Here is a 19,725-nt window from a genome sequence, read left to right as displayed (position 1 = left end):
GCTCACCATGACATCCCCTTCCGCCTCCCGATCCGCGTGGACGTATGAGAACAGGTTGCTGCTGATCCTGTTCATGACGTTCGGCTTCGTGTTCTTCGACCGCCTCGCGCTGTCGTTCCTGTTCCCGTTCATGTCGGCCGAGCTGCACCTGACGAACACGCAGCTCGGCATGGTGTCGTCCGCGCTCGCGCTTACGTGGGCATTGTCCGGCGCCGCGACGGGCGCGTGGTCCGACGCGCGCGGCACGCGCAAGCCGCTGCTGATCGCGGCCGTGCTCGGCTTTTCCGCGTGCTCGGCGCTGTCGGGGCTCGTCGGCGGCTTCGCGAGCCTGATCGCGTTCCGCGCGCTGATGGGCATCGCCGAAGGCCCCGTGCTGCCGCTGTCGCAATCGCTGATGGTCGAAAGCTCGACGCCGAGCCGCCGCGGGCTGAACATGGGCCTGCTGCAAGGCTCCGCCGCCGGCCTGCTCGGCGCGATGATCGGCCCGCCGGTGGTCATCGGCATCGCGACCACGTACGGCTGGCGCGAGGCGTTCTACGTGTCGTGCCTTCCCGGCTTCCTGATCGCGTTCTGCATCTGGCGCTGGGTGCGCGAAGCGCCGCCCGGCGGCGTGCGGCACGCGCGGGCCGAACCCGGCGGCGCGCCGGCCGCGAGCGGCGCGGCAATCAACCGATGGGCGCTGCTGAAGGAGCGCAACATCCTGCTCTGCGTGCTGATCAGCGGCTTCTTTCTCACGTGGTTCGTCGTGATCATCTCGTTCGCGCCGGTGTTCCTCGTGGAAAGCCGCCATCTGTCGCCGTCCGACATGGGCGTCGTGATGACCTGCCTCGGCGCCGCGTGGGTGTTCTGGGGCTTCGCGGTGCCGGCGATCTCCGACCGGATCGGCCGCAAGCCGACGATGATCGTGTTCGCGCTGATCGCGGCCGTGTGCCCGGTCGTGATGATCCATGCCGGCTCGCTGTGGGCGCTCGGCGCGCTCGTGTTCGCCACGTACACGGGCCTCGGCTGCTTCACGCTGTTCATGGCGACGATCCCGGCCGAAACGGTGCCGCCGCGCGCGATCGCCAGCGCGCTCGGCCTGATCATGGGCGCCGGTGAGTTGATCGGCGGCTTCGTTGCACCGACCGTTGCCGGCTTCGCGGCGGACCAGTACGGCCTGCAGTTCGCGATGTGGACGTCGGCTGCCGGCGCGATCCTCGCGTGCGTGCTGTCGTTCGGCCTCGTCGAGACCGCGCCCGCCGTGCTGCGCAAGCGCGCACTCGCCGGCTCGGCCGCGAACCATCTCGATCCACAAAACCTCGGAGGCCACTGACATGCGGGCACTTCAATGGCATGGCCCGCGCGACGTCCGTCTCGTGGAAATCGACACGCCGCGCGTCGGCCCCGGCGACGTGCGCATCGCGATCGCGTACTGCGGGATCTGCGGCAGCGACCTGCACGAATATGCGGACGGCCCGCACGCGATTCCGGTCGACACGCCGCATCCGCTGTCGCGCCGCACCGCGCCGCTGACGCTCGGCCACGAGTTCTGCGGCACCGTCGTCGAGGTCGGCGACGACGTGACGGCGCTGCGCGCGGGTGATCGCGTCGCGGTCGAGCCCGAGTATCGCTGCAGCCAGTGCGCGTATTGCCGCGCGGGGTCGTACAACCTGTGCGTGTCGATGGGCTTCGCCGGGTTGATGGGCGACGGCGGCATGGCCGACTTCGCGGTCGTGCGGGCGTACATGCTGCATCGCCTGCCTGACGGCGTGAGTCTCGAGCAGGCCGCGGTGATGGAGCCGGCGGCCGTCGCGCTGCACGCGTTGCGGCGTGGCGAACTGCGGCTCGGCGAAACCTGTGCGGTGTTCGGCCTCGGCCCGATCGGCCTGCTGCTGATCATGCTCGCGAAACTGCAGGGGGCGACCACGATCGTGGCCGTCGACGTCTCGCCCGAACGGCTCGCGGCGGCCGCGCGCTTCGGCGCAACGCATACGTTCGACGCACGCGCACTCGGTGCATCCGCGCTGCAGGACGCGATCCGCGCGGCCACGGGCGGGCTCGGCGTCGATGCGAGTTTCGAAGCGGCCGGGCTGCCGGCCACGTTCGAATCGGCGATGCAGGCACTGCGCAAGGGTGGACGCGTCGTGATGGTCGGCCTGATGCCGCATGCCGGCTTCGACGCGTTCCGCGCAGTCAACGACGAGCTGACCTTCACGGCGAGCGTCGGCTACCGGCATGCGTACGAAGACCTGCTGCGCATCGTCGCGTCGGGCGCGCTCGACCTCACGTCGATCGTCACGCGCATCGTGTCGCTCGAAGACGCCGTCGCCGACGGCTTCGACGCGCTGCTCGCCGACCGCGCGCAAATCAAGATCCTCGTTTCACCCGCGCAACGGCCCGCCCGTCGCGCGCACACCATCGGGAGCGTCGAGCATGAGTCGTCAGTGGGCGTTTGAGGGGCAGTCCGTCGTCGTGACGGGCGGCACGTCGGGCATCGGTGCGCGCACGGCGATGCGGTTCGCGGAGGCCGGCGCGTCGGTCGTCGCGCTCGGGCTCAATGCGGCCGACCCGCATGCGCCCGTGCATGCGGGCGTTCGCTGCGTGGAACTCGACGTGACCGACAGCGATGCGCTGACGCGCACGATCGCGGCGCTGCCGCGGCTCGACGTGCTCGTCAACGGCGTCGGCATCAGCCGGCACGCGGACGAATACCGGATGGACCAGTTCGAGCTCGTGCTGAACGTGAACCTGACGTCGGTGATGCGTGCCTCCGACGCCGCGCGGCCGGCGCTGTCGGCACACGGCGGCAGCATCGTCAATATCGCGTCGATGTACACGTACTTCGGCAGCAAGGACCGGCCCGCGTACAGCGCGAGCAAGGGAGGCATCGCGCAGCTCACGCGCTCGCTCGCGCAGGCGTGGGCCGATCGCGGCATTCGCGTGAATGCGGTCGCGCCCGGCTGGATCGATACGCCGCTCAGCAGCGGCCTGATGGCCGACATGCAGGCGTCGCGGCGCATCCTCGAGCGCACGCCGCTCGGGCGCTGGGGCACGGCCGACGAAGTCGCGGACGCGATCCTGTTCCTGTGCTCGCCCAGCGCGTCGTTCGTGACCGGCGCGGTCGTGCCGGTCGATGGCGGGTATTCGACGGTCTAGCGCGCTGCTGAGCGGGCATCGGCACGCCCGCGATTGCTGCCGATGCCCGTCCCACATCGATTTCCTTCGGTTGTCACTGAGCCGGGATTCATCCGGTTCAGCTTTGCTCATATCAATCAGTAGTCCAATAAAAAATATCCGACTCGATCGGAAACATGTGAGGAGCACATTGGAGATGACGAAAAAGACCCTTCTGGCGCTCGCGGCATGCACCATTCCCGCCGTGTCGTTCGCGCAGAGCAGCGTGGCGATGTTCGGGCTGATGGATGCCGGCATCAGCTACGTCAGCAATCAAGGCGGCCACGGCGCCGCGAAGTTCGACGACAACATCTTCTTCCCGAACCTGCTCGGTTTCGAAGGCAAGGAGGATCTCGGCGCGGGCACGCGCGCGATCTTCCGGCTCGTCAACCAGTATTCGCTCGGCAACGGCTCGATCATCGGCGGCGGGCTGTTCGCGCGCACCGCCTATGTCGGGCTGCAGAACGACCGGTACGGCACGCTGACGCTCGGCAACCAGTACGAGTTCATGGTCGACGCGCTGGCCGCGAGCAGCAACGAGATCGCGCAGGATCTCGTCGGCCTGTACGGCTTTCGCAACGGGCCGTTCGACAAGCTCGCGTTGCCGAACAACCCGACCGGCGCATTCGACTGGGATCGCGTCGCGGGCAGCAATCGTGTCGCGAATTCGGTCAAGTACACGAGCCCGTCGCTGTCGGGCCTGACCGTCGGCGCGCTGTACGGCTTCGGGAACGTCGCGGGGTCGGTCGGCGCGAACAACACGGTCAGCGTCGGCGCGAGCTACGACAACGGCCCGTTCGGCGCGGGCGCGGCCTATACGAACCAGAAGTACGGCACGACGAACGGGCTACCGCCGACCAGCGTGCGCAACTGGGGCGCGGGCGTGCACTACACGCTCGGCACGGTCACCGGGAAGGCGCTCTTCACGACGGTACGCAACGCGCAGAACGGCGCGGGTGCGTGGTCGGCGGAAGCCGGTGCCGCATGGCGGCCGTCGCCGGCATGGGTGATCGGCGCGAGCTATACGTACATGAAGGGCAACGACACGCTCGACAACGCGCACGCGCACCAGCTCCTGGCCGCCGTCCAGTACTGGCTGTCGAAACGCACGATGGTGTACGTGGCGGGCGTGCACCAGCGCGCGGACCACGGCAGCAACGCGCAGATCAACGGCGTGATGGATGCGAACGGCGCGTCGAGCGGCGCGCTGCAGTCGATCGCGCGGATCGGGTTCAGCACGCGGTTCCAGGCCGCCGTCTCGGCGGATTCTGGCGACGCCCCTGTGTTCGGATCGCCTGACGACGCAGGCGCGGTGCCGGCCCGCGCTGCCGCGTTCGTCGTCACACGCTGCCGGCCATCCTCCGATCGAGTCGGTTCGAATCGCAACGAATGCACGCCGCGACTAACCCGACGATCCCGCACCGCCCTCGTCCTGCATCGCCGCATCCCGACACTGCGACGGCGTGACGCCGAAGCGCCGGCGAAACAGGCGCGCAAAATACGCCGGATCGGAAAACCCCGACTGCAGCGCGAGGCGCGTAATGCTCGCCCCGTCGGCACCGGTCTGCGACAGCACTTCATGGCACTTCTCGAGCCGCAGGCGCTGGATCATCGCCTGCGGCCGCTCGCCGATCGATTCGAACGCCTGGTAAAGCGTGCGGCGGCACACCTTCAATGCGGCGGCAATACGATCGGGCGACAGTTCGCCGTCGTCCAGATGCCGATGGATGTATTGCTGCGCGTCGCGCAGCAACGTCTCGCGGATCTTGCGCCGCGAAGCGGGCGCCGTGCCGTCCGCGAAATCGATGGTCTCGGCGAGCAACGTCGCCACCAGTTCCAGCACGCCGAAGCGGCTGCGCGGATTCATGCGCCGGCCCTCGGCGATCATCGCCTGCAGGCTCGCGAGCGCCACGGCCGCGCCGCCCGTCGTCGGCATCGCGCGGCCGATCGCGTGCCGGGCCAACGCCAGCAGCGCGTCGTGGTCGGCCACTTCGCACAGCATCGTGACGAATTCGCCGTGTGCGTCGTTTTGAATCCAGTATGGGCTGCTCGCCTCGTACAGCGTGAAATGCCCGGGCGGCACGATCACTTCGCTGGCACCCTGCTCGAGCCTCGCCACGCCGCTCAGTTGCCAGATCACCTTGACGTAGCGGTGCTTCAGCGTCTTGCAGGCGTCGCGACCGATGGAGGCGCTGTGCGCGCTGGCCGCAATGCGCGCCACGCGGCAGCGCGCATGATCGAACACGTCGACGCTCGCATCGAATTCGCCGGACGCGCCGGCGTTCAGCTCCAGCGGAAAGAACCGATGCCGGATCTGCTCCGACCAGCACGGCACGCCGCCTTCCCGCTGCGGCGGATGCGCACCCGAATCGATCATGACGTTTGCCTCCAGAAATATCCGGCCTTCAAGTACGTCCATTGCATGGCCGCCTGCGTGCGCATGCAGCGGGCGCGACGATCGACTCGCCCGACTTCCGGTCATGTGCGACGACACGCGCCCGGCCAGCACCGATGAGAGGGGATCGGCTCGTAGCGTACGGCGCATCGATGCGAAAGAACATTCGCACAACTCCCATGCGTGGCCGGAACGCTACCTGACGCTGTAAAGATTTCCCCTAGATGCACCGCACTCCTGACGGCTCTGCACGCAAACACATGCGAGCGAAAAACTGGCGCGGCACCCTGCTGACGGGCGGAAAAACGGCTTCCGGCCGGGCTTCACGTGCGTGGCCCATGCCGTCACGCAAGCCGCCCGAAGACAAACGGCGGCCGCTCGCGCGCCGCAGGAGGAGACAACCGATGAAACGACGATCCCTTTCCGTGATGCTGTCCGCGCTCGTCGTCGCGCACGGCGCTCACGCAACCGAAGGCGGCGGCTCCGTCTACCCGACCGGGGCGGAAGGCTACCTGTGCTGCGCACTGCCGCCGCCGGGGCTCTATGCACTGATCTACGCGGAGCGCTACCACGCCGGCGAACTGCGCGACAACGACGGCCGCAACGTCGCGCCGCCGGACTTCAGCATCACTGCCTATTCGGTGACGCCACGGATCGTGTGGGTCACACCCTACACATTTGCCGGCGCGTCGCTGGCCATGCATGCGCTGCTTCCGCTCGTCACGCTCGACGTGCACGCGGGCGGGCAATCGCAGCGGCGAACCGGTGTCGGCGACATGACGTTCGGGCCGGCGCTCGGCTGGCACGTCACGCCGACGCTCCACACGCTGCTCGCCGTCGATTTCTTCGCGCCAACGGGCCGGTACGACAAAAGCGACCTGGCCAACATCGGCCGACACGTCTGGGCGATCCAGCCGATCGCGGGGATCTCGTACGGCGGCCGTACCGGGCCGGTGTTCGATGCAAAGCTGATGTGGACCTTCAACCAGCGCAACCACGCGACGGACTACCGGTCCGGCCAGGAATTCATCGTCGACTATTCGGCGGGCTGGGGTTTCGGCAACGGGCTGACGGTCGGCGCGGGCGGCTATGTCTACCGGCAGATGACGGACGACTCACAGGCCGGGCAAACCATCGCCGGCAATCGCGGCCGTGCGTTCGCGATCGGCCCGTCGATCAAGTACGACAGCGGGAAGGGCTGGTTCGTGACCGCCAAATACCAGATGGAAACCGATGTGCGAAACCGCCCGGAAGGCGCGGCGTTCTGGCTCAAGGCCGTGTTTCCGCTCTGATTCGAACGAAACGGCGTCGGCATCGCCCGACGCGAAGTCAGCGCAGGTCAGCCCTGCGCCGCCTCTTTCACCGACCGAGCAGCAGATCAGCGCCGCGTTCGCCGATCATGATTGCCGGCGCGTTGGTGTTGCCGCTCGGCACCTGCGGGCAGATCGAGCAATCGATCACGCGCAGATTGGCGAAGCCGTGCACGCGCAGCGTCTTCTGGTCGACCACCGACGTCCGCGGGTCCGTACCCATCCTGCAGGTGCCGGCCGGGTGATAGACGGTCTTGATGTCCTGCCGCACGAACGCCTCGATTGCTGGCAGGTCGTCCGCATCGATCCGAGCCGGCGCGACGATTTCCTTCACGTGCGCCTGCAGCGCCTTCGCCGACAGGATCCTGAGCCCGGCCTGAACCGCCCGGATCTGGCCGTCGAGGTCGGCCGGGTCGCTCAGGAAGTTCGCATCGATCCTCGGAAGATCCGACGGATCCTTGCTGCGCAACGCCACCCGCCCGCGCGATTTCGGTTGCAGATGGCCGACCTTGACCGACATGCCGTGCTCGCTCGCCGGGGGCTTCTCTCCCGGCGTATTGTCGAAGTTGTCGAGCAGCGGCAGGAAATGGAACTGTACGTCCGGCCGCCCGGTGCCCTGCGTGTCGATGAATGCGCCGCCTTCGAGGATGTTGCTGGTCAGCAGCCCGCTCCTGAAGCACTTCCATTGCAGGAAATGGCGCATCGCCCGGAGCCCGGTGTTCTCGCCGTAGAGGCTCGCCGGCGTGCGAATCGACGCCTGCACCGACATATGCAGATGATCGTGGAAATTCCGGCCGACCGGCAATGCGGCAACCGTATCGATCCCGAGCGCGGCAAGATGCTCCGCCGGCCCGATGCCGGACAGCATCAGCACCTTCGGACTCCCGATCGCTCCCGCACTCACGACGACCTCGTTGCGCACGCGCACCGACACGGGCGCGTGGCCGCCTTCGCTGAATTCGACCGCGACCGCACGCGCCGCATCGGTCCGGATCCGGTGCACGAGCGCGCCGGTCACCACCTTCAGCTTCACGTCGTCGCGCACCGACGCCAGATAGGTCTGCGCGGTGCTTGCGCGTTCGCCGTTGCGCGTCGTCGTCTGGTAATAGCCGATGCCCTGCTGCACTTCGCCGTTGAAATCGTTGACGTAGCGCAGCCCCATCTCCTGCCCGGCCCGGATGAACGCAGCCGTCAACGGATGGCGATAACGGTTCTCGCTGACGGGCAGCGGACCCGTCTGGCCGTGATACGCAGGCCCGAGGCTTTCGTTCGCTTCCGCCTTCATGAAATACGGCAGCACGTCGTCGTAGCGCCAGTCCGTGCATCCCCACTGCGTCGCCCAGTCGTCGTAATCGTCGCGCTGCCCGCGGATGTAGATCATCCCGTTGACCGAACTGCCGCCGCCCAGCACCTTGCCCTGCGCGATGATCATGCTGCGGCCGTTCGCGTTCGGCTGCGGTTCGGTCATGTACGGCCACGATTTCTTCTGGAACACCTGCATCACGCCGCCCGGAATCCGGTGAAACGGATTGTCGTCGCGCGTGCCGGCTTCCAGCAGCAGCACCGAACCGGCGTTCTGCTGGATCAGCCGCGCGGCCACGACGCAACCGGCGGAACCCGCGCCGATGACGACGTAATCGAAGGTCAGGTCTTGAGTAGTCATGTGTCTGTCGAATGGGATAGGCGGGCAAGCAATGCCCGCGATCTTGTTGTTGTGTCTCCGAGCCGGCACGTGCGCGGCTACATCGCGATCGTGACGACCTTCTCCTCCAGGTACGCATCGAGCCCACTCTGCGACAGGTCGCGCCCGACGCCGCTCTCCTTGAAGCCGCCCCACGGCAGCCGTGCGTCGAGCGGGCTCCACGCGTTCACCGCGACCGCGCCGACCCGCAGACGGGCGGCAGTACGGTGCGCGGTCGCGAGATCGCGGGTCCACAGCGTGGCGGACAACGCGTAGACGGTGTCGTTCGCCAGCGCGACGGCCTCGTCTTCCGTATCGAACGGCATGATCGTGCCGACCGGCCCGAACACTTCGTCGCGCGCGATGCGCATCGCCGGATCGACATTCGCGAACACCGTCGGCCGCACGAAGAAGCCTTGCGACGGCACCGGCTCGTCGCCCGCGACCATCGTCGCGCCGTCGTGAAGCGCCACGGCGATATGCGTCTTCACGCGGTCGGCATGGCGGGCGCTGATCAGTGCACCCATCTGCGTCGCCGGGTCGAACGGCGTGCCGACCCTGATCGACCGCGCCGCATGCGCGAGCGCGCCGACGACGTCGTCGTAGTGACGGCGCTGCACCAGCACGCGCGTGCCGGCCGCGCACGTCTGCCCCTGGTTGACGAACAGCCCCATCGCGACGCCGGCGATCGCCTGCTCGAGATTCGCGTCGTCGAAGATGATCTGCGGCGCCTTGCCGCCGAGTTCCAGCGTCAGCCGCTTGAACTGTGCGCCGGCTTCGCGCGCGATCGTGCGGCCGACCTCGGTGCTACCGGTAAAGCTGACCTTGTCGACGCCCGGGTGATTGACCAGCGCGGCGCCGACCGACGCGCCGATGCCGTGCACGAGATTCACGACACCCGGCGGAAAGCCTGCCTGCGCCGCCAGGTCCGCCAGCGCCCCGACCGCGAGCGGCGCGTCCTCCGACGGCTTGATCACGACCGTGCAGCCGGCCGCGAGCGCGGGCGCCAGTTTCCAGCACGCGATCATCAGCGGCGCATTCCACGGCACGATCAGGCCGGCGACGCCGACTGCTTCGCGCACCGTGTAGTTGACGGTCGGGCGTCCCATGAAGCCGCCGGTCGGAATCTGGCGGCCTTCAAGCTTGTCCGCCCATCCGGCGAAGTAGCGCAGTGTGTCGATCGACATCGGCAGGTCCATCATGCGCACTTCCATCGCGGGGCGGCCCTGTTCACGCGCCAGCAACTCGACGAAGCGTTCCGCGTCATGCTCGAGCAGGTCGGCCAGCCGGTTCAGCAGCTTCGCTCGCGCCGCGCCGGGCAACCGGCGCCAGTGTCCGCCGTCGAATTCCGCGCGGGCCGCACGCACGGCCCGGTCGACGTCGACGCCGGTGCCGGCCGCCACGCGCGCAAGCAGGTGCCCGGTGCACGGTTCGAATTTCTCGAACCACTCGCCCTGCGCGGCGTCACACGCGTCGCCCGCGATCCGGTGTTGAAGGGTGTACTCGGCTGTCATGGGGTTGTCTCCAGATTGTCGAAGCCGATCCGGCGCTGAAAGCCGGATCGGCCTATCTGGCCCACTGTAGGACGCGGGTGGCGGCACCGCTGGGACATCCGTGCATCGAATGCAGGATTCAGATGCACATGCGCGTGGCGTGTTCGTCGGCGCCGAACGCGGGTGCGTCCGCGCCGCGATCGGCTTGCGCGGCCAGCGCGCGGTTGACTCGCGCATGGTTGGCGCACCGCACGGCCGGCGGCATCGACGCGTACGCCGCGTCGCGAATCAACGCATGGCGGAACGAATAGAACACGCGATCGCGCCGATGTTGCGCGTACATGATCCGCTCTTCGAGCAGCAGTTGCAGGTGCGCGTCGAGCGTGACGCGATCATGCGGCGATGCCGCGGCCAGCAGTTGCGCATCCATCTCGAGCCCGATCGTCGCGGCGAGCTGCGCGGTGCCGCGCGCATCGTCGATCCGGTCGAACGCGCGACCGAGCATTCCGCCGAGACTGAGCGGAAGCGGGCACGGGTCCATCGTCCGCAGCCCCGCGAGCGAGCCGTCCGCGCCGCACATCGTCAGCTCGCGCGCAACGGCCTCGATGAACAGCGGAATGCCCGCCGTACGATGGACGAGCGGGTCGAGCCAGGCCGGATCGAGCGCGCCCTGGCCCAGGTGCGCCGACATCAGGCGCCGCGCGTCGTCGCGCGGCAGGCGGCGCAGTACCAGGCGCTCGGTCACGCCACGCCAGCGCGCGAGCCTGGCGGGTCGCGACGTGAGCACGATGCAAAGCGCCGCCGCGCGCGGCGAGCGCTGCAGGTACGCCAGAAAATCCTCGGTCGAGCGATCGATCCACTGCACATCCTCGACGACGAGCAACACCGGCGCGCCATTGCCGAGCGACACGATCAATTGCTCGAGCACATCGAACAGTGCGTCCTGTTCGCGCGCGCCCGGCCACCTCGCCGCCTTCGCATCGCAAGGCAGCCCCAGCCAGGTCGCAAGCGCGACACGGGCCGCCGCACGATCGCATTCGAGCGCCGCGAGCATCGCGTCGATCGCCGCGCGCGTGATGTCGGCCGGACTGTCGGCGTCGAGTTGCCAATGCGCGCCGATGAACCGCAGGATCGGAAACAGCGCATGATTCTCCCGCTCCGGCTGGCATCCGCAATGCGCGAACGCGTGGCCCTGTGCCCGCACGGTCTCGCACAGCCCGTGCACGAGGCGCGACTTGCCGATTCCTGCATCGCCGACGACGAGCCGCGGCGGCACACCGTGCATTGCGCGACGATGACCTGCAAGCGTCTCCTGCCACGCACGCAGCAGGGCATCGAGTTCGCGCGTACGGCCGATCATCGGTGCCCGCATGCCGCCGTCGAGCGAATCGAACGGCGTATCGGCCCGACGCTCGCCGAGCAGTTCATGCACCGGCTGCGGCGCGAGGCCCGCCCGCGCCAGCCGCAACCCGGTCGGCCGGAAGTCGGCATGCCGTTCGAGCGCGAGCCGCGCATCGTCGCTGATCAGGATCTGCCCGGACCCAGCCAGCCGCAACAACCGCGACGCGGCGGCCGGCGTCGATCCGCCCGCCCACTGCGCCGCATGCGCGAGAACCTGCCCGACGTGAATCGCGGCGGCCAATTCGACGCGCCAGCCTTCGCCGCTGTCCGTACAGCCGGCTTCGGCCGGCACCGGCAACCGCGCGCGCCCGGCCACCCGCACCATGTCGAGTGCCGCACGTGCCGCGCGGCGCGCGGGCCGATCGATATCGCCTTGCAGACCGAAATGGAACAGCAGCGTGTCGCCGAGCCGCTCGTCGACCTGCGCGCCATAGCCGACGGCGATATCCGCGCACTTCGTCAGCCACTGCGCCTCGTAGCGGTCGAGCAGGGCGTCGTGATCGGTTCCCGCATGGCGTTGCCGGCCGTCTCCGGCGATCGTCACGCAACAGCACAGCGTGGTGACCTGCCGGTATTCGCCCGCCGTTGCGGCCGCGTCGCTGTTCGGCGCGAATGGCTGCGGCCGTGTGCGGCGGCTTGCGCGGCCGGCATCGAACGGGCCGATGAGCGCGGCGAAATTGAGCGCACGAAACTGCGCCGCGAGTTCGTCGGCCGAGGCGGCACGCTGCGCCGGATGCTTGCTCAACGCATGCCGCAGCACCGAGCCGAGCGGATGCGACGCGATCGACGGCGGAAGCGCGACATCCACCGGACTGAGTTGCTGATAAAGAATGTCGGCGACGCTTGCGCCCTGCATCACGACTTCGCCCGTCAGGCATTCGATCACGACCAGGCCCCACGCATACAGGTCGCTTCCGGGCGTCGGCGGTTCGTTGCGCAGTTGCTCGGGCGCGCAGTACGACGGCGAGCCGAGCACCTCGGCCGCGAGCGTCGCGGCCTGGGGCGCGATCTCGGTCGCGTCGGGCAACAGCGCGCCGATCCCGAAATCGAGGAGCTTCGCGTGCGGCCCGTCGTCGGCCATCGCGAGCACGATGTTTTGCGGCTTCAGATCCCGGTGCACGATGCCGCGGCGATGTGCAGCCGCGAGCGCATCGAGCACCTCCGCCATCAGCCATCCGGTGTCGACGGCAGACAGCGGCCCCTCCGTCGCGAGCCGGTCGTGCAGGGTCCGGCCCTGCACGCGCTCGAATACGGCGAACAGCCGCCCGTCGGGCGCTTCCCCCTGGTCCAGCAGCGCCACGATGTTCGGGTGCCGCAGCGCCTCGCACAGGCTCGTCTCGCGCCGGAAGCGCATGCGCTGGCGCGCGCGCTCGGCTTCGTTCCATGCGACATCGTCTCGCATCAGCTTGATCGCGACGTCTTGCCCCGTCTCGCCGCAAGTCGCGCGAAACACCACGCCGCTGCCGCCTTCGCCGAGCAGCGCACCGAGCCGGTAATGCCGCTTGCCGGCCAGCACCGCGAAAGGCGCGGCGGCCTGCTGCGATTCATGCGCGTGAGGCACGCCGCGAGCGCGTGTCGCCGTCGGCAACCCGGGCTGTCGTTCCGCGTTCACGAGCAATGAACGACCGGATCCGGCGCCGGACGATGCATGCCGATGCGCGGCTCGACGCCCGGCACCGACTGGCATTCGAGGCGCTCGCCGCGCATGACGCGGAACGGGAAATCGCCGAAGCGGACGCTGCCGCGCCGCCGCTCGACCAGCTGACTCGCGTCCAGCCCCGGCAGCGCCGCGAACTGGCTCCGGGCGCGATGAATCTGCACGTTGAGATGGGACGTATCGATACCGAGCATGCGCGCCAGCCGGTCGAGTTCGATCCAGCCTTGCGTGGCGGCGTCGTAGCCGGCCTGCATGTCGGCCGACCGTGCGCGGGCGAGCGTGACGAGGCTGTAGTGATGCGCGCGCTCGCCGAGATCGACCACGCCGCCGCGAACATGCAGCAGCGCACGCGCATGCTCTTCGTCCCGGCTGACGAAGAATTCGAGCAATCGGGCCGGCACGGCCGGATCGGCCGGCGCGCGCAGCGTCATCGTCGAGCCGTGGCGCACGAGCGCCACGCGCCACGTGACGTCGCCCGTCGACACTTCATCGCCGTCATGGAGCGCGCGCGGCGGCAACGTGTCGTCGCACAGCCAATCGCCGGCCGGCGACCGGACGATCGTGACCGGCTGCGCGGCGTGGGCAGCCAGGATCTGGCGCGGCGTGAGCACGATCGGGTGCACGGCGCCCCGTACCGGCCATAGCGTATCGGCCGGATCGTCGAGCGACTCGACGCGCCAGGGCGCGACACCCGCCCTGCCGAACCGGATCACGTCGCCTCGCTGCAGCACCGCGTGCTCGCCGTCGCGCAACGGCACGCCCGATACCGACGTGCCGTTGCTGCTGTGATCGTGGAGCTCCCATCGCCCGCCGACCCAGCGGATATGGGCGTGGACCCGGGACACCGACGCGTCGCGGATGACCGTATCGCAGCGCGCGGCGTCGCGGCCGAACACGTGATACGCGCGGAGCAGGCACGCTTGCCCGGAAGAATCGTTCTTGAGTATCGCCATGGCTGCCCCGTATCGGATTCGCCCGGATCGCTCGAGTGACGCGTCGACGCCCGGGATAGCGATTGATTCAGTGATCGCGAACGGTGTCGACCGTTCGCCGCCTCGTTACCAGTTTCTTCGTCAACTTCCCTTCGGATCGTTGCTCATCCGGTGTGTGTTATTTCGACTGATTGAATGGTCGGTTGTTTTGTTGTTTTAAATTCGAGCAACTTGATGAAAATCCTGCCAAATAAAATCACGCTTCACAATCGAAATACTCAAATCCCACTTTAATATTGCAATGCTTTACATTTACAACGAATCTTCGGCTCGCATATAAAGGGTCGAAAATCTTCACCACCCTGGAGGCCATGACAGGCTTGCAATCGACAGAGTCACCACATTGAATGACGGGGTCGATTTAAATACCTTTGCCGGCGCGGAAATTTTGTTTGATCCAAAGAAAATAAATTAAACAGTTTCATGGATTCAAATAATTATCGTCGGCGTTTTATCAAATCTTATTACGTGAATTACTGTGGGGTTCAACTGCGTCGCAGCCGATCTCTCGCGGTGTCATCGGCGAGCGGATACGTGCCGGCACGCCGCCGCGTCACGATCAATCGCTGTCAATGGCCGCAGAGGCCGGCGACGCGCGGAGGTTCGATCATCGTGATCGACACGCCAACTTGATGCACCGCATCGACGGCCATCTCCACCCCGAGCCGCCAGCCTATCCTCGCGCGCTATCCAGCCCCAATAAATCCCCTTGACGACCTATCTTTCGATATAAATCTTTAGATATGTTTTACGACATATAGGACTCGATCATGCGACACCACCCTTCCCGCGGCCATGCCCGATGCGACGGTCATGGTGCGCATGCCCGCCCTGACGGGTTCGCCGGTCTCTGGTACGCGATCGGCCGCCATCGTCGCGGCCACGATCCGTTCGGCGCTGCCGGCGATCGCGCGGCGTCTCGAGGAATTGCCGGCCGGCGCGCGTGTAGCCGTCGTGATGGAAGTCGCGGATCGCACCGCGCAGATCGCGTTCGACACGCGCGCCGACGTGCATGAAATCTGGCGCTTCCGCGCCGAAGCCGACGCGGCGGACGGCGACGTGCTGCTGAATGCCGTGCGCGACCTGCCGCTGCCGCCGTCCGGCGACGGCTACGTGTGGGCGGCGGGCGAAGCGCTGTCGATGGCAGGTACTCGCAGAAAATGGCTGACGATTAACCGAAAACGCAGACGTGTCGGCACGACCATGCGCACCGGTCGATGGCGGCGCGCAACTCGCGATCGGATCGCGCATCGAAACGCGCCCGTCGAATGACGCGATCGGCGTGCAATGGCTGCGCGGCACGCGTCAAACGGATCGCGACGGGTCGTGCCGACCTTTCGCTCCAGGATCGACGGGAATCTTCAGCGCGCCGTCGGGATTTTTCTATCTTTGGCTACCGCTGCGCGAGGCACCCGACCAGAGCAATGCAAGCAATTGCCGAGAAGACAGAACCGGGTCGTCGGACGCACGCAATCCGGGCAGGCGATGCCACGCCACGCCGGGTTCGCGATGATGCTGTTGGTGATAGTTGATGTTGTACGGCCAGATGAAGAAGCGGCCCAGTAACCCGACGCGCCACGAATAAGTCCAGTCATTCCAGCCAGCCGTGACACCAGGCCCGCCGCTGTGCTCTGCAATACTCCGGATCTTCTGTACCAGTGCCCCGATTGTCACAAGAGGAACGAACCAAAGGGCCGCAAGCGTCAACAGTTCGCGTACTGTGCATGCACGCACGAGCGGCAAAAGCAGGATGCCCCACGTCGCTATCGCTGTAAGCAACGGCAGTGACATGGACGCACCACGCCCGTTCGCACGCCGATATGCGCGCATGTTTTTCACCATGTTGACCAGGAGCAAATCACCGAGGAGTTGCCGGACGAGCGGGAGTGTGTCGAGCGGCTCGAATTTCCATGGCTGCGCGTGGTACAGATAATTCCGCTCGGGATCTTCCGCGGTCCCCACGTGTCGATGGTGTGCGAGATGCAGCGGGCGATAAAATTCGATCGGCACGAGCCCCGGCACGCCGATTGCCAAGTTGATCAAAAAGTCGTTCGCGAAACGGCGGCGGGTCAAGTGATAGTGTGTCGCGTCGTGATACAAAATGAATAATGCGTGTTGCCGGGTCGCGACGACAACGGCAGCGACGAAGTAGCCAGCCCAATGCCCCACCGATAACGCAACTCGCAGCGTAACGACGATACATAGCCATTCAAGCAGCAATGCGGCGGCCGTACGCAGGTCAACGTCGAGACGAATGAACACGGTCGTCGCACAGCCAACGCCAATTCCGAGTGCGAGTCCAACAAGCATGTCCGCGATCAGATGCTGCCCGGTCGTCAAGACCGTGACCGCAAGCATTGCGCTCCACGCAGCGTAATAGCGCGCTGCACGGACACGTAGCGCCGCCAATACCACGGTTACCGCCACCGGCAGCGCAACATGCCCGCATGGACTCGCGGCAAGTGGCGTGTCGATCCGATACAGCCACGCGATCCATCCTGTCGCAGCCGGCGACCGGCTCACGGCAGTCGGCCATAACAGATGACTGACGATACACAGGCCTGCGGCAAGTGCACCTGCGAAAAACGCGGGCAGCAACCAATTTCGGCATCGGCCGAACCAGACAATCGACGGCATCACGAGCGCGTAACTCAAATAAAGTGGCACGCTGGCGGACACACGCGGAATGACCGCATCGTACGGTCCCGGACGCAACAGCGCCACAGGTGCCATCGGTGCGTGTGTGACCCAGAAGTACAGTGCACCCGACACGGCAACATAGAATGCGAGCCAGCGCCACGCGTCGAACGCTGACGGTAAATCGGAGACGGAAACAGGAGGTATGGCACGCATATGAAAAAAGGAGCGGCTCAATCGCGTATCATGATAAATCGTTTCAGCTCGCATGAATAACGACGCTATGCCGCTTCGAGCCAGTTCCATGACACGTGCGCAGCTGCGCGACGTCGATGTTGCACACATGTACGCGCTCTACTCGACCTGTTACCGGGATACGGAACAGGCACGCTTCGAAAACGACCTCGACGACAAGACACATTGCGTCATCATGCGCGACGACACCGGCAAGTTGCGCGGCTTTTCCACGTTGAAACTATATGAGCAGCAGTGGCGCGACACCACACTGCGCATCCTGTTTTCCGGCGATACGATCGTGGATCCGGCCTGCTGGGGCAGTCAGCAACTCGCGTTTTGCTGGATTCGACTCGCCGGAGAGCTGAAACGCAACGTGCCTGACGTGGCACTATACTGGTTTCTGATCTGCAAAGGGCATCGTACATACCGCTACTTGCGAGCGTTCGCACATGATTTCACCCCTCGATTCGATCAACCGACTGAACCGGTAAATCAGGCACTACTCGATCATCTGGCAGTTGAGCGCTTCGGGCACGCATACGACGCCTCGTCCGGCGTGCTCAAGTTTCCGGTACCACAAGGCCGCCTCGCCCCAGCCCTCGCCGAAGTGCCCGACGTGCATCGACGGCTGCCGGATGTCGCGTATTTTCTGAAGCGCAATCCAGAATACGCGTGCGGCAACGAGCTCGTCTGCCTGTGCGAACTGACGCCGGAAAACCTACGCCCGATGGCGAGACGAATCTTCACCGGTGAATGAGCCAATGACGCGGATCCGGCTTGCCACGGCGATCGACAATGAACGGCTCCTCGCGTTTCAAACACGTCATGCGATGCTCAGCGGGATACCACTTCGCTTCGATCGTTCGCCGGATTACTTCGCGCTGCATCGGTGTCATTCGAACGACTATCGAACATGGCTCGCGGAGGACAGTGCCGGGCGCGTCAAAGGAATAGCCAGCATGGTCGTTCGCGACGGTTACCTCGCCGGCGGGAAGCAGCGCATCGCTTACCTCGGCGACTTGCGCATCGCACCCGATCGCGAACTAGCGCACACGTGGGTCGACTATGTCGTCGATCGCCTCGCCGATCTCGCCCAGCACGAAGACGTACAGCATACGTACTGCTGCGTCATTCGCGACAACCGGATCGCAACGCAATCGCTATTCGGCGCAGGCAAGCGGACCCGGCTCGGATTTCGACATTGGCGCGGCTACAGCAACGTATCGATCTATGCGCGCCGTATTACTCCGCGGAGCACCAGTTCCGTCAGGATCACGAACGCGTCGGCCGCCGATGCCGACGCGCTCCGCACATTCCTGGATCAGGAGTCTCGTTCCCAACCCTTCGGTTGCGTCTTTACGACGGATGAATTCGCGCGCCGCCTGAACGCCTGGCCCGACTTTGGAATCGAGCGCTTTCTGGTCGCACGTAACGCGCGGCGGCGTATCGTGGGCTGTGTTGCTCCGTGGGATGCAGGGCGTATCAAGCGCATCGTCCTGGAACGTCTGCCGCGGCCGCTCGGTGCGCTGCGCCACAGCTTCAACGCCATCGCACCCTTGCTCGGACGCCCTTCTATCGCCGCACCCGGTCAGCCGCTTCGTGATATCTACCTGACTCATCTGCATGTGAACGGACGCGACCCAGGCATTGCACAGGCACTACTCGATGCGGTCTGGCAACGAGAGCGGAGCCGCTATGCCTTGCTGCAGCTTTGCCTGTACGATCACGATCCGCTATGGCCCGCCTTGCACGGCTATCGATACACCGCACTGCCGATGGACCTATACACGCTATCCACGCCCGGCGCGAGCGCACTCGATCAGGGAGGCACCGAAGCGATCCCGGGATTCGAGATCTATCTCGTCTGACCGCTCGCGACCGCTGCTGCTGCTCGCGTATCGTTCAGGAGCGCAACGAGTGCAAGCCAGAAACGCCCTGCATCGAAGCCGGCGCCGCCGAGTACAGGCTGGCCGTGGTCGAGATGCGGCACGCACACTTGGGGCATGCCGCGAATCGCCTGGTGGTCGAGATAGAACTGTCCGTCGTGCGCACAACCGGGACGGTAGCGGTCGAGGCGTGAGTGATGTGCGTCGAACCGGGACGTGCGTTCTATCGACCAGCTCACGACATGCACACAATGCAAGCCACCGGGCACCGCAGACAACAGCGTCGCGATGCCCGCGTCGCGCCCGCTGCCGATATCGCGCGAACCTGCATGCAGCCAGCGCGTGCGCAGCAATCTTCCAGCGGCTCGCCCCAACCATGCGGGATCGATGCGCGCCCCCCGTTGGTCGAGCAAGCCATCGACGACCGCACTCGGGCCGACGGGCGGCTGAACGAGTGCGATACCGTCGCAGCGAGCACGAAGCCCTGAATCCGCATGCAGCGCCGCCAATGCATCGAGCCCACCCTTGCTGTGAGCAAGGACGATAAAGCGGCGATCAGCGGGCAGCCGCGCATACAGGTTGCGCACGATATGCGCACCCTGCTCCGCAACTGCGCGCGACGAGCGGACCGGTACACGCAGGATTGGGTACCGTGCGGCGCGCAACGCTCGCGCAGCATGCCGGAAGCAAGCAGGTATCCACTCAGAATAGAGTCCCGCAATCAGCACAATGACGGTGTCCATGGATGCGTGGGCGTCATGCGCGTGCCAACATTCGATGAAGCGCTCGGACCAGTCGAGTGCTGCGGGCGCTGGTTCGAACGGCGTCAATGGGTAGTGTTGCCGCCACTCATCGAAACCGGACGGCGACCATGCGGGACACC

General features: G+C 66.2%; 12 protein-coding genes and 4 pseudogenes. 9 read left to right on the top strand and 7 right to left on the bottom strand.

Going from position 1 to position 19,725, the window contains the following annotated elements; translation table 11 throughout:
* Positions 1-7: 7 nt before the first annotated feature.
* From CFB40_RS17695 to CFB40_RS17680, 4 genes and pseudogenes are all read left to right on the top strand, one after another.
* Positions 8-1,312 (top strand): MFS transporter, encoded by a 1,305-nt coding sequence (locus tag CFB40_RS17695; RefSeq protein ID WP_089431922.1) that lies wholly within the window; start codon positions 8-10, stop codon positions 1,310-1,312.
* A gap of 1 nt (position 1,313) precedes the next feature.
* Positions 1,314-2,435, top strand: a complete 1,122-nt coding sequence (locus CFB40_RS17690; protein WP_089431921.1) for a 2,3-butanediol dehydrogenase — start codon at positions 1,314-1,316, stop codon at positions 2,433-2,435.
* Positions 2,413-3,135, top strand: coding sequence for an SDR family NAD(P)-dependent oxidoreductase (locus tag CFB40_RS17685; protein ID WP_089431920.1), 723 nt, complete (start codon positions 2,413-2,415; stop codon positions 3,133-3,135). Before CFB40_RS17690 ends, CFB40_RS17685 begins: the two co-directional genes overlap by 23 nt.
* Positions 3,136-3,310: 175 nt before the next feature.
* Positions 3,311-4,399, top strand: a pseudogene (locus CFB40_RS17680) (porin); the annotation flags it as partial.
* A gap of 156 nt (positions 4,400-4,555) precedes the next feature.
* On the opposite strand, the gene CFB40_RS17675 reads toward CFB40_RS17680, so the two are convergent.
* Positions 4,556-5,530: a helix-turn-helix domain-containing protein gene (locus tag CFB40_RS17675; RefSeq protein WP_256976924.1), complete on the bottom strand. Its 975-nt coding sequence runs from the start codon at positions 5,528-5,530 to the stop codon at positions 4,556-4,558.
* A gap of 422 nt (positions 5,531-5,952) precedes the next feature.
* On the opposite strand from CFB40_RS17675, the gene CFB40_RS17670 reads away from it, so the two are divergent.
* Positions 5,953-6,840, top strand: coding sequence for a SphA family protein (locus CFB40_RS17670; protein WP_089431919.1), 888 nt, complete (start codon positions 5,953-5,955; stop codon positions 6,838-6,840).
* Positions 6,841-6,907: 67 nt separating this feature from the next.
* Here CFB40_RS17670 and CFB40_RS17665 read toward each other — a convergent pair whose 3' ends face one another.
* From CFB40_RS17665 to CFB40_RS17650, 4 genes and pseudogenes are all read right to left on the bottom strand, one after another.
* A complete protein-coding gene (locus CFB40_RS17665; protein WP_089431918.1) occupies positions 6,908-8,521 on the bottom strand; it encodes a GMC family oxidoreductase in 1,614 nt (537 codons plus the stop codon).
* Between the two features lie 77 nt (positions 8,522-8,598).
* A complete protein-coding gene (locus CFB40_RS17660) occupies positions 8,599-10,053 on the bottom strand; it encodes an aldehyde dehydrogenase family protein (RefSeq protein WP_089428690.1) in 1,455 nt (484 codons plus the stop codon).
* Positions 10,054-10,183: 130 nt separating this feature from the next.
* A pseudogene (locus tag CFB40_RS17655) lies at positions 10,184-12,994 on the bottom strand (TOMM system kinase/cyclase fusion protein); the annotation flags it as partial.
* Between the two features lie 47 nt (positions 12,995-13,041).
* A complete protein-coding gene (locus CFB40_RS17650; RefSeq protein ID WP_089431917.1) occupies positions 13,042-14,043 on the bottom strand; it encodes an FHA domain-containing protein in 1,002 nt (333 codons plus the stop codon).
* 809 nt (positions 14,044-14,852) lie between these two features.
* On the opposite strand from CFB40_RS17650, the pseudogene CFB40_RS39100 reads away from it, so the two are divergent.
* Together CFB40_RS39100 and CFB40_RS17640 are read left to right on the top strand one after the other, a co-directional pair.
* Positions 14,853-15,017: pseudogene (locus tag CFB40_RS39100) on the top strand (PadR family transcriptional regulator); the annotation flags it as partial.
* Positions 14,974-15,240, top strand: a pseudogene (locus tag CFB40_RS17640) (siderophore-interacting protein); the annotation flags it as partial. The pseudogenes CFB40_RS39100 and CFB40_RS17640, both read left to right, overlap by 44 nt.
* Before the next feature lie 225 nt (positions 15,241-15,465).
* Here CFB40_RS17640 and CFB40_RS17635 read toward each other — a convergent pair.
* Complete coding sequence (locus CFB40_RS17635) at positions 15,466-17,025, bottom strand: fatty acid desaturase family protein (RefSeq protein ID WP_256976829.1); 1,560 nt, start codon at positions 17,023-17,025, stop codon at positions 15,466-15,468.
* Between CFB40_RS17635 and CFB40_RS17630 the strand changes: the two genes are divergently transcribed.
* Entirely contained in the window at positions 17,024-17,713 is a 690-nt protein-coding gene (locus CFB40_RS17630) for a hypothetical protein (protein ID WP_256976828.1), read from the top strand. The genes CFB40_RS17635 and CFB40_RS17630 overlap by 2 nt on opposite strands.
* 4 nt (positions 17,714-17,717) lie before the next feature.
* Positions 17,718-18,824 carry a hypothetical protein gene (locus CFB40_RS17625; RefSeq protein ID WP_089428694.1) on the top strand — a complete coding sequence of 369 codons (1,107 nt, stop codon included), beginning with the start codon at positions 17,718-17,720 and terminating at the stop codon, positions 18,822-18,824.
* On the opposite strand, the gene CFB40_RS17620 is transcribed toward CFB40_RS17625, so the two are convergent.
* On the bottom strand, positions 18,812-19,672 hold the full coding sequence (locus CFB40_RS17620) for a hypothetical protein (protein WP_256976827.1): 861 nt from the start codon (positions 19,670-19,672) through the stop codon (positions 18,812-18,814). The two genes, CFB40_RS17625 and CFB40_RS17620, sit on opposite strands and share 13 nt — an antisense overlap.
* Positions 19,673-19,725: the final 53 nt, after the last annotated feature.

This window comes from Burkholderia sp. AU31652, assembly GCF_002223155.1.
GTDB lineage: Bacteria > Pseudomonadota > Gammaproteobacteria > Burkholderiales > Burkholderiaceae > Burkholderia.
The sequence above is the reverse complement of the archived record's forward strand: the minus strand, read 5'-3'. Positions and strand labels throughout refer to the sequence as shown.

Excerpts from the sequence above, each read along its gene's own strand:
- CFB40_RS17670 (WP_089431919.1), top strand. The coding sequence starts at position 5,953 with ATGAAACGACGATCCCTTTCCGTGATGCTGTCCGCGCTCGTCGTCGCG.
- CFB40_RS17675 (WP_256976924.1), bottom strand. The coding sequence starts at position 5,530 with ATGATCGATTCGGGTGCGCATCCGCCGCAGCGGGAAGGCGGCGTGCCG.
- CFB40_RS17685 (WP_089431920.1), top strand. The coding sequence starts at position 2,413 with ATGAGTCGTCAGTGGGCGTTTGAGGGGCAGTCCGTCGTCGTGACGGGC.
- CFB40_RS17665 (WP_089431918.1), bottom strand. The coding sequence starts at position 8,521 with ATGACTACTCAAGACCTGACCTTCGATTACGTCGTCATCGGCGCGGGT.
- CFB40_RS17635 (WP_256976829.1), bottom strand. The coding sequence starts at position 17,025 with ATGGAACTGGCTCGAAGCGGCATAGCGTCGTTATTCATGCGAGCTGAA.
- CFB40_RS17625 (WP_089428694.1), top strand. The coding sequence starts at position 17,718 with ATGACGCGGATCCGGCTTGCCACGGCGATCGACAATGAACGGCTCCTC.
- CFB40_RS17650 (WP_089431917.1), bottom strand. The coding sequence starts at position 14,043 with ATGGCGATACTCAAGAACGATTCTTCCGGGCAAGCGTGCCTGCTCCGC.
- CFB40_RS17630 (WP_256976828.1), top strand. The coding sequence starts at position 17,024 with ATGACACGTGCGCAGCTGCGCGACGTCGATGTTGCACACATGTACGCG.
- CFB40_RS17660 (WP_089428690.1), bottom strand. The coding sequence starts at position 10,053 with ATGACAGCCGAGTACACCCTTCAACACCGGATCGCGGGCGACGCGTGT.
- CFB40_RS17690 (WP_089431921.1), top strand. The coding sequence starts at position 1,314 with ATGCGGGCACTTCAATGGCATGGCCCGCGCGACGTCCGTCTCGTGGAA.
- CFB40_RS17695 (WP_089431922.1), top strand. The coding sequence starts at position 8 with ATGACATCCCCTTCCGCCTCCCGATCCGCGTGGACGTATGAGAACAGG.